10 protein-coding genes are annotated in these 15,639 nt (G+C 61.1%); 3 read left to right on the forward strand and 7 right to left on the reverse strand.

Annotation, left to right across the window (positions count from 1 at the left end; genetic code table 11):
* Positions 1-86: 86 nt before the first annotated feature.
* Positions 87-1,760 carry an acyltransferase family protein gene (locus ACYZTY_RS11205; RefSeq protein WP_461958528.1) on the reverse strand — a complete coding sequence of 558 codons (1,674 nt, stop codon included), beginning with the start codon at positions 1,758-1,760 and terminating at the stop codon, positions 87-89.
* 102 nt (positions 1,761-1,862) lie between these two features.
* Between ACYZTY_RS11205 and ACYZTY_RS11210 the strand changes: the two genes are divergently transcribed.
* Positions 1,863-2,291, forward strand: coding sequence for an arsenate reductase ArsC (locus ACYZTY_RS11210; RefSeq protein WP_461958529.1), 429 nt, complete (start codon positions 1,863-1,865; stop codon positions 2,289-2,291).
* Between the two features lie 89 nt (positions 2,292-2,380).
* Here the strand turns inward: ACYZTY_RS11210 and ACYZTY_RS11215 are convergent, their stop codons facing one another.
* The 5 genes from ACYZTY_RS11215 to ACYZTY_RS11235 all read right to left on the reverse strand — a co-directional run bounded on the left by ACYZTY_RS11215 (position 2,381) and on the right by ACYZTY_RS11235 (position 11,504).
* Positions 2,381-5,476: an efflux RND transporter permease subunit gene (locus ACYZTY_RS11215; RefSeq protein ID WP_461958530.1), complete on the reverse strand. Its 3,096-nt coding sequence runs from the start codon at positions 5,474-5,476 to the stop codon at positions 2,381-2,383.
* On the reverse strand, positions 5,473-6,585 hold the full coding sequence (locus ACYZTY_RS11220) for an efflux RND transporter periplasmic adaptor subunit (RefSeq protein ID WP_461958531.1): 1,113 nt from the start codon (positions 6,583-6,585) through the stop codon (positions 5,473-5,475). Before ACYZTY_RS11220 ends, ACYZTY_RS11215 begins: the two co-directional genes overlap by 4 nt.
* A gap of 30 nt (positions 6,586-6,615) precedes the next feature.
* Positions 6,616-8,130: a TolC family protein gene (locus ACYZTY_RS11225; protein WP_461958532.1), complete on the reverse strand. Its 1,515-nt coding sequence runs from the start codon at positions 8,128-8,130 to the stop codon at positions 6,616-6,618.
* A gap of 118 nt (positions 8,131-8,248) precedes the next feature.
* The gene (locus ACYZTY_RS11230; protein WP_461958533.1) at positions 8,249-8,464 is read right to left on the reverse strand and encodes a hypothetical protein; all 216 of its coding nucleotides are present in this window, start codon (positions 8,462-8,464) and stop codon (positions 8,249-8,251) included.
* Positions 8,465-8,606: 142 nt separating this feature from the next.
* Positions 8,607-11,504: an AAA family ATPase gene (locus tag ACYZTY_RS11235; RefSeq protein WP_461958534.1), complete on the reverse strand. Its 2,898-nt coding sequence runs from the start codon at positions 11,502-11,504 to the stop codon at positions 8,607-8,609.
* Positions 11,505-11,879: 375 nt separating this feature from the next.
* On the opposite strand from ACYZTY_RS11235, the gene mhpA reads away from it, so the two are divergent.
* Positions 11,880-13,538: a bifunctional 3-(3-hydroxy-phenyl)propionate/3-hydroxycinnamic acid hydroxylase MhpA gene (gene mhpA, locus ACYZTY_RS11240; RefSeq protein ID WP_461958535.1), complete on the forward strand. Its 1,659-nt coding sequence runs from the start codon at positions 11,880-11,882 to the stop codon at positions 13,536-13,538.
* Between the two features lie 2 nt (positions 13,539-13,540).
* Positions 13,541-14,188 carry a TetR/AcrR family transcriptional regulator gene (locus tag ACYZTY_RS11245; protein WP_461958536.1) on the forward strand — a complete coding sequence of 216 codons (648 nt, stop codon included), beginning with the start codon at positions 13,541-13,543 and terminating at the stop codon, positions 14,186-14,188.
* Between the two features lie 18 nt (positions 14,189-14,206).
* On the opposite strand, the gene ACYZTY_RS11250 is transcribed toward ACYZTY_RS11245, so the two are convergent.
* Positions 14,207-15,445 (reverse strand): NADH:flavin oxidoreductase/NADH oxidase family protein, encoded by a 1,239-nt coding sequence (locus ACYZTY_RS11250; protein WP_461958537.1) that lies wholly within the window; start codon positions 15,443-15,445, stop codon positions 14,207-14,209.
* Positions 15,446-15,639 lie beyond the last annotated feature (194 nt).

Below are 15,639 nucleotides of genomic sequence, written 5' to 3' on the forward strand. Positions count from 1 at the left end.
TGGATTTACGCCAATAAATTGCACTGCAATGGTGCGCCTGTTTACGCGTGGCGGTTCAGCCAGAAGTCGACGTTCCCGAACCTGCCCTACAGGTGAACGGTGGCATCAAACTCCGACCCGGCCGTACTTGGGGTAGCCACCGGGTCGTGTAGCAATGAGTAGCCTCGGTCCAATAATGTGCGGCCGATAAAACGTGATCCCACTTCATTCAAGTGCGAATCATCCAGGTACAGCAGTTGGCCCTTGATAATCGGGCTGCATACGCCTTCCGGGCAGATCACTTGATCGGGGTCTATAAAGTGCACCTGCGGATACTTCACATGTATATCAGCCCCATAGGGCGCCCTGGCGCTTTGGTTCTGCTCGATCAGACCGAACGCCCGTTCGTTGCGTTGTGCACAATGGGCGGCATAGACCGCGGACATGTCGACGGTGTACCCGAGGATCGGCGGGCACGAGTCCATGGTGTAGTCCATGATCGAGAGGGTGTTGGGTTTGGCCAGAAGATCGACCATGCCGGTGAAGTGATTGGCAAACGAATCACCGATCATGATGCCGTCCAGCCCTTCTTTTTTGACCCCCAGACGACACGCGTCATTAGGTGCTGTGCCGTACAGCGCGCTGGTGGGAAAAATTGCCACGTCGCCCCGTTGCGTCGAAAGGGCAACCTCGACATAACGCCATGATAGCCACGCGAGGATGATCGAGACCGCGATCAGCATCGCCCCGACCGGCAAATCGATGGGGATCTCCAGGTAGCTCAGGTAGGCAATCAACGGCCAGTGCCACAAATACAGCGAATAGGAAATCAAGCCGATAAACACCATGGGCCGGCTGGTGAGCAAACGCGAGCGCGTGTCCCCGCTGCCGGCCAGGATCAACAACGTGGCCCCCAGGCAAGGGATCAGGGCTTTGATCCCGGGAAAGGTCGAGTTGGGGGTCAAGGCAAACAGCGAATAGCCGATCAGCAGGAAACCCGCCAGAGCGATGCCATGAGCCGTCAGCTTCCCGATGAGGCGTGGTTGATGCAGATAGATCCCCAGCAAACCGCCCAGCATCAATTCGAAAAAGTGCGTCGGCAACAGGTAGTAGGCGGCTGTCGCAAAAATGCCTGTCGCGTATTCTGAAACGCCAACCGCGACGACCACGCCAATGGCCAATACCGGCAGCACGTAACGCGGCGCAAAGCGATAGAGCAACACAATGAACAGCGGCCAGAGCAAGTAGAACTGCTCTTCATTACCCAGTGACCAGGTATGCAAAAGGGGGGCTTCACTGGCGTCAGCGGCGAAGTAGTTGCCGTACTTGACCCAGATATAGATGTTCGAGACGCCCATCAAAGAGAGCAGGGCGCTGACGTTGAGCCGGATCAGGTCGACCGGAGAAAGGATAAATGCCCCGACGATCACAGTTGCCAGCAATACCGTCACCAAGGCAGGAACAATCCGATTAATGCGTCGCTGATAAAAACCCTTCAGCGAGAAAGCGTTGCGCTTGACCTCGGAATAAACCTGGGAGGTGATCAAAAAGCCGGAGATGACAAAGAGCCATCTGTCGGACGTTCGAGCCATGGCGACAACTGTCAAGATTTGGACACCCCCCACCTCACCTATAATCTGTAGTTGGAATTTGACGGTAAGCAAAATTGAAATGCGAAATAATTGCGCCGATTCCAGGAAGCCTGTGAGCCGGCGAAGGTGTCGTCGAAATTGTCGGGAAGAATAAGGAGACCTCGGTCTGGCCAGGAGCAGCCAGGGCATGGCGCGTGCGTCCCATCGGCAAAGACTCACCGCAGGTCGAAACACTGCTCTAATAACAGCAACCGTCGTCCCGTTCACTGTCTCGCGAGAGGGGAATTGATCATGACCGAAAAATCCCGGGTGCTGTTCGTCTGCGCTAAAAACGACATCCGTTCATTGATGGCGGAAGCTCTGCTCAGACATACCGATTCCGAACACTTTGAAGCCTTCAGCGCGGGTCTGGAACCCAGTGAGGTCGACCCGCGCACGCTTGAATCGCTTGATCATATCGGCGTCGACGCAACCGGGTTGCGGAGCAAGTCAATCGGCGAGTTTGAAGTGCCGCCGTTCCACTACGTCATCACGCTGTGTGACAAGTCATCGGAAGAGGCAGACAGAATGCCGATCTCTGACAAAGTGATTTCGTGGAGTTTTGAGGATCCTGCAACCAGTGAGAAACATGAGCCTTTTCGACATGCTCTCCAGGAAATTCACGACCGCATCAAAATGTTCGTCACTGTAAAAATGAGGCATTCAAGCGCTGAAACTTGAGGTTCAAATCGACCGCTGATCGACGCGCCGGGTCAGTTCCTCTTCGCGACGTCTTGGACCAGCGGACGACTGAATGACCGCAGCGCTCATTACTCAGAAGCGAGCGCGGCATCACCCCTTGCCGGTTGGGTGCCAGCGACCGTCTGGCGCCCCACCTTGAACCATGCGGCGTACAACGCCGGGACGAAGAAAATCGTCAGCAGCGTCGCCACCGTAAGTCCGCCCATGATCGCAATTGCCATCGGCCCCCAAAACACGCTGCGCGTCAGAGGGATCATTGCAAGCACGGTGGCCAGCGCCGTCAGCATCACCGGGCGTGCTCGGTGAATCGCGGCATCCAGCACAGCGTTCCACGGGTCGCGCCCCTCGGCGATTTCGATCTGCACTTGATCGATCAGGATCACTGCGTTGCGCATGATCATGCCACCCAGTGCGATGATGCCCAGAATCGCAACGAAGCCCAGCGGCGACTGGAACACCAGCAGCGCCGGCACCACACCGATCAGGCCCAGCGGTGCGGTCAGCACGACCATCCACATGCGGGAGAAATTCTGCAGTTGCAGCATGAGCAACAGCAGGATGGTGATCAGCATCAGCGGGGCCACCGCGAGCAGTGCCTTGTTAGCCTTGTCACTTTCCTCAACGGCGCCGCCCACATCGATGCGGTAACCCGTTGGCAGCTTGGCTTCGATGTCCTTAAGCAACGGCTGGATTTCCTGCGTCACCGAGACACCCTGCTCGCCATCTTTCACGTCGGCACGCACCGTGATCGCCATATCGCGGTTGCGGCGCCACAGTACCGGCTCTTCCAGTTCAGCGCGCACCTGTGCGACTTGCGACAACGGCACCACTGTGCCTTGGCGCGTGTAGAGGTTGATGTCTTTGAGTGTGTCGAGGTTCAAGCGTTCCTCGGGTACGGCACGGGCCACGATGTCGATCAGGTCCTCGTGTTCACGCAGCTGCGACAGGGTTGCGCCGTTCATCACGGTCTGGGTCGCCAGCGACACGTCGGCCGGCGTGAGGCCCAGCGCGCTCGCCTTGTCCTGATCAAGCTCGACCTTCAGCGTGCGCACCGGGTCGTTCCAGTCAAGCTGGAGGTCGCGCACCTTCGGGTTGGATGCAACCACATTCTCCACCTCGCGAGCGATCTGGCGCACTTTCTGGGTATCAGGCCCTACGACGCGGAACTGCACCGGGTAGCCGACAGGCGGCCCCAACTCAAGTCGGGTCACGCGCACCCACGCCTGCGGGAATTGTTGGTCAGCCGAGGCCACCAGCCGCGCACGTACCCGCTCGCGTGCCTCCAGATCCTTGGTCATCACCACGAACTGGGCAAATCCCGGATTGGGTAGCTCGGGGTTGAGCGAGAGATAGAAGCGCGGTGCGCCGGCGCCGGTATAGGCAGTATAGAAACGCACGTCCTCGTCCTTCGCCAGGATCTCCTCCATGTGCTTGACCTGCTCGGTCGTCGCGGCGAACGAGGAGCCTTCCTTGACGCGCAGGTCTATGACCAGTTCAGGGCGCGAACTGTTGGGGAAGAATTGCTGCGGCACCAGCTTGATGCAGGCCAGAGCAAGCACCAGCGCGCCAACTGTCGCACCGATGACCACCCAGCGACGCTCGATGGCGGCGTCGATCAGGCGGCGCAGGCTGCGGTAAAACTTCGTGTCGTGAGGATCGGCGTGCTGGTGCTTGCCCAAATCGTTGGGCAGCATTTTCACTGCCAGGTACGGCGTGAAGATGCCGGAACAGATCCACGAGAACAGCACTGCGGCGCCAACGATCCAGAAAATGCCACCCGCGTACTCGCCGGTGGTGGATTTCGAGAGGCCGATCGGCAGGAAGCCCACGACCGTGATGAGTGCGCCGGTCAGGCGTGGCATGGCGGTGGACTGATAGGAGAAGGCGGCCGCCTTTACGCGGTCCATGCCGGTTTCCATCTTCGCCACCATCATCTCGATGGCGATAATCGCGTCATCCACCAGCAGTCCCAAGGCGATAATTAATGAGCCGAGCGAGATGCGTTCGAGGTTCCAGCCCATCGCCAGCATCACCAGCGCCACGCCACCCAGCACCAGCGGCACCGTAGCCGCGACCACGAGACCAGCGCGCCAGCCCAGGCTGGCGAGGCTCACCGCGATCACGATGATCAGCGCCTCGGCCAGCGCACGCCCGAAGTCCAGGATTGCATCCTTCACCGTGGTGGGCTGGTCGGCCACAAGTTCCAGCTCTACGCCATGCGGGAGCTCCGACTGGATTTTGGCGACGGCCGTGTCCATCTCTTTGCCGAGGTCCACGATGTTGCCGTCGCTGGTCATCGTGATGCCGAGCATCAGCACCGGCTGGCCGTTGTGGCGAACCGTGTAGGTGGGCGGATCCTCGAAGCCACGTGCAACGGTCGCGATGTCGCCGAGCTTGATCAGCCGACTGCCCGCAGAGATGGGCACGTTGCGGATAGCCTCTTCGCTGGCGAACTGGCCGCTCACGCGCACCATGACGCGGTCGCCGCGGGTGTCGATCTGGCCTGCGGGCAGCATTGAGTTCTGGCTTTTGAGGCTGTCGGCGATGGCCAGCGGGGTAATGCCCAGTGCGGCCAGGCGCTCGTGCGAGAACTCGACATAGACACGCTTGGCCTGCTTGCCGATGAGATCGATCTTCTTGACCATCGGCACCTTCAGCATCTGGCGCTTGATGTCCTCAGCCGCGGCCGACAGGTCGGCGTGACCGACGCCGTCGCCCTTGACCGCGTACATCAGGCCATACACGTCGCCGTATTCGTCGTTCAGGATCGGACCGATCACGCCGTCAGGCATCTCGAGGCTCAGGTCGTTGAGTTTCTTGCGCGCCTGGTACCAGGCTTCTCGCTGGTCAGCCTTGGAAGTGCCGCCGCGCACGGTGAGCGTCATGCCTGCGTAGCCTTGCCGGGCGTAGGTGACCACCTTCTCGAAGTTGTCGATCTGCTCGAATTTTTTCTCCATGCGGTTGAGGACCTGGTCCTGCAACTGCTGGGCAGTGGCGCCCGGCCAGATGACCATGGCGGTCATGGAGGGTACGGAAAAGTTCGGATCCTCAAGCTGACCGAGCCGGGTGAAGCTGAAGGCACCGGCCAACGCCACAATGAGGAGCATGAACAGAACGATGGCGCGATGGCGCAGCGCCCAGTCGGTGAGGTTGAAGTTGTTCATCGGGCGGCCTGCTGTGTGGTGTTCGCGTCAACAATCGCTGCGCCGGGAAGCGCAACCTTCAGGCCGGACGTCATCTTCTGGACGCCGGCGGTGATGACCAATACGCCAGCCTGCGGCCCTGAGACGAGCACCTGGTCATTGCGGTAGCCCCAAACTGCCACACGCTCCAGATCGACGATGCCTGCAGGATCATTGCCCGTGGGCGTGACCACCCACAGCGCCGGCTGGCCGCCAATCTGCGTCAATGCAGTGGCTGGCACTGCCGCCACAGAGACACTTGTCATGACTCGCTCGGCCATCACCGTGGCGGTGGCGCCCAGTGGCAGCGCCTGTAACGGCTTGAGCCGCGCGCGATAGGTGCGCGTCTGCGCTGCCGCCTGCGGCGACAGCTCGCGCAGCGTGACATCGAAGACCTCGTTCGGCGCACTGGCCAGCGTGGCCTTGAAGCGCGCGTCCTTGAAGACGGTTAACTGATCCTCGGGCACGTCGATGACGATCTCGGATTCATCCGGGTTCGCGATCGAGAGAACCGGTTGACCCTCCGGTACAACCTGCCCGGCCTCAAAGCGCACAGCCGTGACGACGCCACTTCGCGAGGCGCGCAGCACGGTGTACTTGAGGCGGTTGCGCGCGAGTTCGAGCTTTCGAGCCTCGGCCTCGGCGGTCGCATGCGCGGTTTGGGCATTGGTCTGAGCGCGCTCGGCGTCGGCCGCGCTGACCGAGCCGTCAGTCTTCAGAGCGGTCAGGCGCTGGCGGTCCGAGTCGGCCTGCCGCGTCTGTTCGACGGCAACCGTCCACTGTTGTCGCGACGCTTCTTCGGCGAGGCGGTAGTCGGCGTCATCCAGTACAGCCAGGATGTCGCCTTCACGCACAAACTGGCCTACATCGACCTTGCGCTGGGCTACCTTGCCACCCACGCGGAAGGCCTGGTCGACTTCATGTCGCGACTGTACGGTGCCTACGTAGCGACTGATGTCGCGGGCATTGTCGTAGCTGATTGCAACGGTGCGCACCGGTCGTGGTGCCTGCACGGTGGGCTGGTCGGGGCTACACGCGGACAGCATGACGGCTACGGCCAAGGCGCCGGCCGCAGTAAGGGAATTCTTCAAGACGGTTCCTCTTTGGAAAACGACAGATTCTTAGGAAAGTGGTGGCCGGTCGGCTTTGGCGGATGCGGTTGGATTGGAGGGTTGTTCGAACACCTGCCAGCCCCCGCCCAGTGCCTTATAGAGCTGCACGCTATCAATCAGCAGGCGGGTGTTGCTTTCATTGGAGTTCAGGCGTGCCGCCAGGCGCGCCCGCTGCGAATCCAACAGTGGCAACAGGTCGATCTGCCCGCGGTTATAGAGCGATTGGGCGCGGTTCTGCGCAGCCTCGGCGGACGCGGCGGCCAATTGCAGCGACCCGGCACGGCGGCGTTCCTGCGCCAGCGTGACGAGGGCGTTCTCCACATCCTCGAGCGCCCGTACGATGCCGTCTTCGGCGCGCAGCAGCGCCTCTTTTTGAGCGCTTTCGGCAGCATCGTTGATCGCTTGCGTGCGCCCGGCGTTGAAGAGCGGCATCGCCAGCAGGCCCGCCACGTTGGTGAAGCGTGCAACGCCGAGATCGGCGCCGTTCAGGCTCAAGCCCTGGCGGCCGAAGGAGGCATCGAGGAACAGCCGCGGGAACCACTCGGCCGCGGCCTGCTTGCGGCGCGCATTGGCTGCATCGAGTTGCGCCATCAGCGCCAGCACGTCAGGTCGGCGTTGCAGCAGCTCGGCGGGCTGGCCCGGCTTGGCCTCGGGCACCGCTGTCACATCGCTAATCGAAGTCTGGACGTTCGCGGTATTGAAGGACTGGTCGGCAATCAGCACCGCGATACGATGGCGCGACACAGCCACCTGCGTTTCCAGCGGCGGAATCTGCGCCCGCGCCGACAAGGCGTCGGTCTGCGCGCGCTCCACGTCGAAGGCGGATGCCAGCCCCGCCTGCTGGCGCGCAACGACCAGACGCAACGTCTCGTCCTGCATCGCCGAGATGGCACGCAGCGTCGCAACCTGGCGTTGCGCGCCGACCAGAGTGAAATAGTTGCTGACGACGTCGCTCATCACCAGCAGTCGTACGCCGCGCATGCTGTGTTCCGCGGCCAGCGCATCGGCGTCGGCCGCCGCTGCGCCGGCTCGCAGACGGCCGCTCAGGTCGAGCTCCCACGAGACGTCCAGGCCTGCACTGGTGGTCTTGGTATCCGGATAACCCTGTTTCGTGGCCGAGTTGTAGCCACTGCTGCGATCGCTGCCGGAGACGGATGCGCCGACGCTCGGGAACAGCCAGGACTGGCTGACCGTTTCGCCGGCTCGTGCGGCGTGCAGGCGCTCGGCTGCAATCTTGACGTCGCGGTTCTCACGCGCGGCCCGGCGCACCAGATCCGTCAGAACCGGGTCGTGGTAAACCTCCCACCATGCCGCCTCGGGTTCCATTTCGGAGGCCGTGCTCGCGGAGAAGTGGCTCGGCAGGTCTACCGACGGCGTGAGCACTTCGGTGGAGCAACCGGTCAAGACCAGGGCAACAGACGCGGCGAGCGCCGCCCCCATGACGATGCTGACCACGCGTTCGGCATATTGCAGGGGCGTATGCCCGTTGCGGGTCAACAGATGGAAAGCTGGAAGTCGCGGCATCGGATTGGGACTCGTGAAAATTCGAGGTGGCATCAGCGTAGGGCCCGGTGTGCGCGAAGTCGTCAGCGAAGGGTCGCCGTTCGGTCGCCATATCGAGCGCTGATTCGTGGTGGGGGCGTCACTCGCCGCCGGCATCGGCCGTGTGCTCGCCGGTCGCCGACGCGAGGTCTGAGGCAATCGACTCCAACAGTTCTTCGGCGGACGAAAATTCGCGCTGTCGTCCGGTGACCAGGTTTTCGAGGCGGCCCACCAGGGCCCCCGGCGCGGCGTCGCTACGCAGTTTCACTACGTATGAGCGGCGGCTCGGGTATTTGGATTCAGGGTTCAGGATCATCGCAGACCAGGGGGGCAAGAAAGTTCGACGACAGCGTAAGCCGCCTCCTGGGTCGAGTCGTAAGCGAAAGGTCAGGCTTCGGTCGGGAACGCACCGCAGCCCCTGTGGGAGCGAGCTCCCACAAGTTTTCGCCCCTAACTCTTCAAGCCGGCTTGGCAGCGTGAATCAGCGAGCGTGCACGTTCCGTCAGCTCGGTTCCGTCAGTTTCGGGCGACTGGTCAACCAGTGTGGCCAATGCCTGCAGGTCCTCGGCCGTAGCGTCAGGGTGCTCGCACAGTTCGACCAGCGTTTGCAGTTCCAGCCACGGAGCTTCCTGGGCGCGAGCCTCTTCAACCGCGCGCCGCACCGCAGCGATACCGGCATCGGGCCGACCCTGCGCTCGCGAGATCGCTGCCTCCAGCAGCAATAGCTGCGGCAGGTAGACGCGCTCGCCCAGTTCCTCGCCCACCCGAAATGCTTCCTGCAGCTCGACTTGCGCTGCGTTGCAATCACCTGCGAGCAGCAACGCCTCGGTGGCGTACCCGAGTACCTCGCTGGCACCGGAGCGCATTCCAAGCCCGGTGTGTTCTTCATAGGCTTCACGGATGCGACGGTAGCCCTCACGCGGCGTACCGTTGCGCGCATCGGCCCAGCCGTGCCACCAGCGGCAAGCCGTACGCCCGAGTGCGAGTGAATATTCATCCACCAGCGCCTGCATGTCGTCGGCCAACGCAACCACACGCACGTGGTTTCCCAATCTCACTTCGATCAACACCTCTTGCCAGGCGGCGACCAGCCAGGTCATGGGCTGGCGCAACGTCTGCGCACGTACCCGTGCCTGCTGCAGATGGACCCGGGCCTGCTCAAGCAGGCCAGAACGCACCAGTTCTATGGCCAGCATACCGTGCAACATGACCTGAGGATCAGCCGCAAAGACCTCGTTCGCCCCGATGTCCAGCGGCTCGGCGATTGCGAGGGCGCGCTCCAACCAATGGCGGGTCGTTTGCGTGTGTCCCTGCATATGATGCACCTCGCCCTGGACGATGCACGCCGCCAGCATGAGCTCTTGATCATTTGCATCTGAGGAGAGGGCTTCGGCGCGCTCCGCCACCTCGAGCGCCAGCGCATAGTCGCCGCGCAGACCAAGCAGATAGCCGAATCCGTGCAGCAGGCGACCACGCATAGGGTGCTCGGGTACATCCGCTAGCAGCCTGTATGCACGTTCGAAGGCGCTCTTGGCTTCGCTGCCGACACCGAACATGTGGAAAGCCGAAACCCCTTGCAGCGTGGCCAGGGTAATTTCGAGCGAATTGCGCTCCTTTCCTTCGGGTGCCTGCATCAGCAGGACCAAGGCGCGCTCAGTGAGGCCAATGCACAAGTCCGGGCTGAAGTGCAGTAGCGCGGCTTCTGCGGCCTCGGCGTAGTAACGCAGCGCGATCATCGGCTGCCGAGCCCGGTCGAAGTGCATTGCCAGCTCCGAGGCAGCAACCGGTACGCCTATCGTGCGTTCGCGTTCGAGAGCAGCGCCGACCTGGCGATGGAGCTGGGTGCGCAATGAGCGCGGCGTGCGGTCGTACAGCACCTGGCGAAAGAGGGCATGTCGGAACGAGTAGGGCTGCTCTAGCGTGTCTTCAATCCTGGTGGCCCGGGACTGTGTGAGCCAGACCTGCTCGCGCATCAGCTCCTCACAAGCGCTGGCGACCGAAGAGAAGTCGCGCTCAAGGGCCAGCGAAACCGTCTCGATTCGGAATTCGACCCCGCACACTGCTGCTGCCGAGAGGAGGGTACGTTGCTCCGGACCCAGCCTGGCGATGTAGTGATCAATGATGGCGGCAAGGTTTTCGGGAACCGCAAGATTCGCAAGCCGAGCCTCGATGGTGACTTTGTCGTCCTTTGGGTCCATCACTTCGCTGGTGATTGACGAAACGAACAACGGCACACCGTCGGTCCGCTCGTGCAGGGCGCGCACGAAGGCTTCATCGCGTGCCAGTGAGGTCGAACGCAGCGCAACATAGTCAGCGACCTCGGTTTCCGAGAACGGGTCGAGCACCACTTCCTCGCACAAACGTTGCAGGCGCAGTTCATGGCGTAACGAGTTAAGCGGATGCTCGAGTGCTACAACCTCGGCAAGGCGGAAGCTCGACAACCACATAAGCCGCGCGCGGCCACGTCGCCGCGCCACATAGTCGATAAGCTGAACCGTAGCGCGATCGCTCCAATGCAGGTCTTCGGTCACCAGCATTAGCGGGCGCTGCTCTGTGTAGCGGTCCAGCAACTCGCCCATCTCCCTCAGCATGCGATCCGGGCCTACGCCGGCAAGCTCGCGCCGCAACGCGTCTTTCTCCTGCGTGGTACTCAGCCACGGGAGTTGCAGCAGCCAGGTCGGTGCCACGGCGCGCATCAGCGCCGGCAGGGTGGGGTCGTTGCGGCATAGATCGGCTAACGCCTCCAGCACCGGCAGATACGGTTCGCCGGCGCCAAAGTGCTCCACGCAATGGCCGCGTGCGCAGGCGATATCGCCAAGGTTCGCGAGGAAATATTCGATCAGCGTGGTCTTGCCAATCCCCGGCTCTCCGGCGAGCCAGACTACTGCGCGTTGGCCGCTATATGCCCGCTCCCAGGCCCGTTTCAGCCTGGAAACCTCGTCGGTGCGACCGACGAATGACGGTGACGGAGGTGTGCCGGCCGCTGCAACCGTAGCGGGTGCAGGCGGTATCGAAAGTGCGCAGGAGGGTGGGGCGATGAAGCGGTAGCCGCGCCGCGACACCGTCTCGATGAAGCGAGGCTGCCTGGGGTCGTCACCCAGCACTTTGCGCAGATCGCTGATGGCTGTTTTCAGGACTGAATCGCTGACGAACCGATGTCCCCACACCGCATCAAGCAAAGCGTCCTTGGTCACCAGCGATCCTGGCTGGCGTGCAAGCGCGCATAACAACGTGAAGGGCGTCGGTGCCAACGCTACCGCTTGCCCGTTACGTGACAAACAGGCGTTGGTCTCGTCGAGCTCGAACTCGACAAAGCTAAGCAAGACTGGGGTCGGATGGAGCTGCGGACGTGCCACGGTTGATTCCTGAAGAGTAATACAGGGTGTGCCCGCGAAAGCTTCACAGGGGGGCGATACTGAAAACCGACTTCCCTGTCGACCAGCCTTTTGAGTCAACGGCTCTCCAGCCTCGGCAGTCTTGAGCCGTTGCTCCAATGACAACGCTGATCGGCTCTGAAGCCAAGCGTCGTCGGTCGGAAACTGGCACACGCGCAAACTCGGTTCACGCCGCGTATTTCGGCTCGCCCCTTGGCCCCGACGCGGCTTGAGCATGATCTCAAAAAATAATGACAAAAACATCAATATTGAAATATTCCTCAATATTGAATACCTTCACCTTGCCTGACGATGAGACCTCGTGTCTCACGACTTCAATCACAACAAGGGCTCAAGATGAACAACAACAAGAAAGTTTGCGAATTGCCTCCCGCCGCCGTCGACGTGCTGATCATCGGTTATGGTCCGGTAGGTGCGACAATCGCGGCGCTGCTCGGCCGCTATGGGGTCACGACACTGGTACTGGACAAGGTCCATGACGTCGTACTGATGCCTCGTGCCATTGCCCTGGACAACGAGGCGCTGCGCATCCTGCAACAAGCCGGTTTGTCGGAAGACGCTTTCGAGAAAATCGTAATCCCTGAGGTGAAGATGCACTCCCCGGTCCTCGGGCAATTCGGTCGAGCCAATACCGAGGGGTGCGTCGACGGCCATCCAAAACTCGTGACGTTCTATCAGCCCGACCTCGAACACGCGATGCGCGGCCAGGTTTCCCGGCTTAAGACCGTGACCAGCCTGGGTGGCTTCGAACTTGAGAGCCTGGTCGAGGAGTCGGATTGCGTCGTCGCCTCCGTACGGGATCAGAATGGGCAATCGCACTCCGTTCGCGCCCAGTACCTGATCGGAGCGGATGGCGCCAGCTCCAGAGTCAGAGCGTTGATTGGCCAGGAGTTCGATGGGCAGACCTATGCGGAGGATTGGCTGATTGTCGATGTCAAGAACCGGCATAAGTCTGCGATTGATCACATCGAGTTTCTCTGTGATCCGCGACGGCCAACGCCGCACATGCCGGCACCCGGTGGCAGGGAGCGTTGGGAGTTCATGCTGCAATCCGGCGAGTCCCGGGAAGAGCTGGAAAGCCCGGAAAGCATAGCCCGGCTGATCGCGCCATGGATCAACCCGCTGGAGCTGGAAATCGAGCGCAAGGCGGTGTATCGATTCCATGCGCGCTGCTGCAACAGATTCAGCAAGGGGCGTGTCTTTCTCGCCGGCGACGCAGCGCACATCACTCCTCCGTTTGTGGGGCAGGGCCTCGTCGCGGGACTTCGGGATGGCGCCAACCTTGCCTGGAAACTGGCTTGGGTCCTTCGCGGCCATGCGGCGCCTGCAATACTCGATAGCTATGACGTAGAGCGCCGCCCCCATGCCCAGGCGATGATCAATCTGGCGAAACTCATGGGCCGTCTGGTGATGCCCAAGAACAAGATTGCCGCATTCTTTGTCCACGGCCTGATGCGTACGCTGGCGTTGACTCCCGCGACCAGAAGGTACTTCGAACAGTTGGACATCAAGCCGAAGAACATCTTCAACCACGGCCTGTTCGTGCAGCATCGCCGAGGCGACAAGCTGGTGCGTGGCAGCCTGTTTCCCCAGGCCTGGACTCGCAACCTGCAGAAGCAGATCAAGCTGAGCGACGATGCTCTGGGAGATAGCCTGACCCTGGTTGGATTCGGTGTTGACCCGTTGTCACTGCTGACCCCTGATCAGATCATTTCCTGGGAAAAAATGGGAGGTCACTTTTTAGAAGTCAGAGCACGTGGCCAACGCTCCGGCGGCAGCTGTGATTTCATCGAAGACATGAACCATGAGATCCTGCCGCTGGCTGCCAAGGGAACGCTCGTTGTGGTTCGCCCCGACCGAATCATCATGCACCACGCCCCCGGCGCCGAGGCAGGCAATCTCCTTCGAGACTGCGGGAATCTGCTGGCCAGCGAAGACGCCACTGCTGACAGCGTTTCCATTACCATCAACGAGCCCATTAGATTGCGAGCTTGATCATGCATTCCCCCACACTTCCTTTAGAAGCTGATGCGCCAGAACCTCTCACGAGAGGTCACAAGAAACGTGAGCGCACCCGTCGCGGCCTGATGGACGCGGCATTGCGCCTTATCGCACGTAAGGAAGTGGGGGAGATCGCACTGCTCGAGGTGGCTGCGGAAGCCGCGGTATCCAACGGCACCATCTACAACTACTTTCGAACTCGCGATGAAGTGCTGGAGGCGGTGGGAATTGCCATGGCCGCCGAGTTCTCCGATGCCATTTCCACACTCAGCACGGACGTGAACTGCGGTGCGCAGCGGCTTTCGATCGGTGTGCGCATGTTTGTGTGCCGGGCGGCGGCAGACCACCAATGGGCGAATGCGCTGCTGCGCATCATCCATTTCGACCAGGCCATGCGCTCGCGTCTGGCTGGCCATGTACTGGGCGATTTGCGTGAAGGATTGCGTGCGGGCACGTTTGCTTACGAGGACGAAGGGGTCGCTTTGGACATCGTCCTGTCGTGCACAACCGGAGCCATGCGCTCGGTTGTCGAGGGGCGGGCAGTGGCGGAGCACGATCTGCGGGTCGCCGAAATGGTTCTCCAGGCTCTGGGCGTCACACCTGCCAAAGCCAGGAAAATCGCCGGCAAGCCGTTACCGGCCTGATCCGATGTCATCCTTGATCTACCTGGCTTGATCAATCCATTGTCGATAGCTCTTCGCCTGGCGGCGAGACTTCAACTGATTGCCGATCAATGCCATGAGTGGCGACATCCCGGGGTTTGTCCGTTTTCCCTGGCTCAGCAAGCCGAGTTGTTTCTTTATCACCGACGCCACTGCAAGCGATGCCAGCGTCTTGTTCTTCCAGCGGACCACGATCGGCTCCACTTTGATGTCCCGACCCGCTATCCACTGTTTCGGCAGGGCTGGCTCGATTGCTAACGCAGTGGCAAGTCCGACCATTGATACCGAGCCGCTCACCACTCGCTCCGCGACCTCCTTTCTACGCACGCCGCCGGTGACCATCAGCGGCATGCGCGCTATGTCTCCTATTTTCTCTGCGAACTCGAGAAAGTAGGCCTCTCGAGCCAGGCGGCTGCCATCGCGGGTCTGCCCCTGCATGGCCGGGCTTTCGTAGCTGCCACCCGACAACTCGACCAGGTCGACCGCCTTGGCATTCAGCATTTCCACCACGCGAGCCGCATCCTCGGCATCGAACCCGCCGCGCTGAAAGTCTGCAGAGTTGAGCTTCACAGCGACGCAAAAGTTCGGTGCCACTCGCTGACGTATGGCGTCGATGGTTTGCAGGAGAATTTGCGCACGGTTTTCCAGGCTGCCGCCCCAGCGGTCGTCACGCCGATTGGTCAAGGGCGAAAGGAATTGGCTGAACAGGTAGCCATGCGCGGCATGAATCTCCACACCGGTGAATCCGGCACGCTCTGCCAGCACCGCCGCTTGGGAATAGCGCACGATCAGCTCTTCGATCTCCTGCTGCTCCAAAGCCCTGGGCAGCACAAACGCTTTTGAAAGCCCTGGGATATCAACCGCCACTGCGGAGGGGCCTCTTGCCGATTGCCCCATTGAAGCCAATAGCTGCCGTCCGGGATGATTGATTTGCATCCAGGCCTGGGCTCCACAGCTGCGGCAAGCATCGGCCCATAACTTGAATTTGCCCAGGTTCCGATCGTCCTCAAGCACTACGCCGGCCGGTCCGGTCAACGCATGGCGGTCAACCATGACGTTGCCAGTGATGATCAGGCCGGCTCCACCCTCCGCCCAACGCTGGTAGAGCTTAACCAGCGCCTCGCCTGGAGCGTGTTCCTCATTGGCAAGGTTCTCCTCCATGGCAGCCTTGGCAATTCGGTTTGGAATCACCGTGCCATTGGGCAATCGAAGCGGTTTGAAGAGATTTGAGACGGTCATGTTGTGTCCTGGTTTTCATCGTTGGGCAGAGCCAGGTGCTTGTCGGGAAGACGAACCTGAGTCATGACATAATTGAACATGCGTGTTCAGTTGTGTCAATGTGAAGGGCTTTTGTTGATCCAAAGACATCGATCATGGCATCCAAATCATTACGCTGTTGGTCGGGTTTTCGGCAAAAAATCCAACAGACTAAA

The sequence above is a fragment of the Pseudomonas sp. LB1P83 genome, assembly GCF_054897885.1.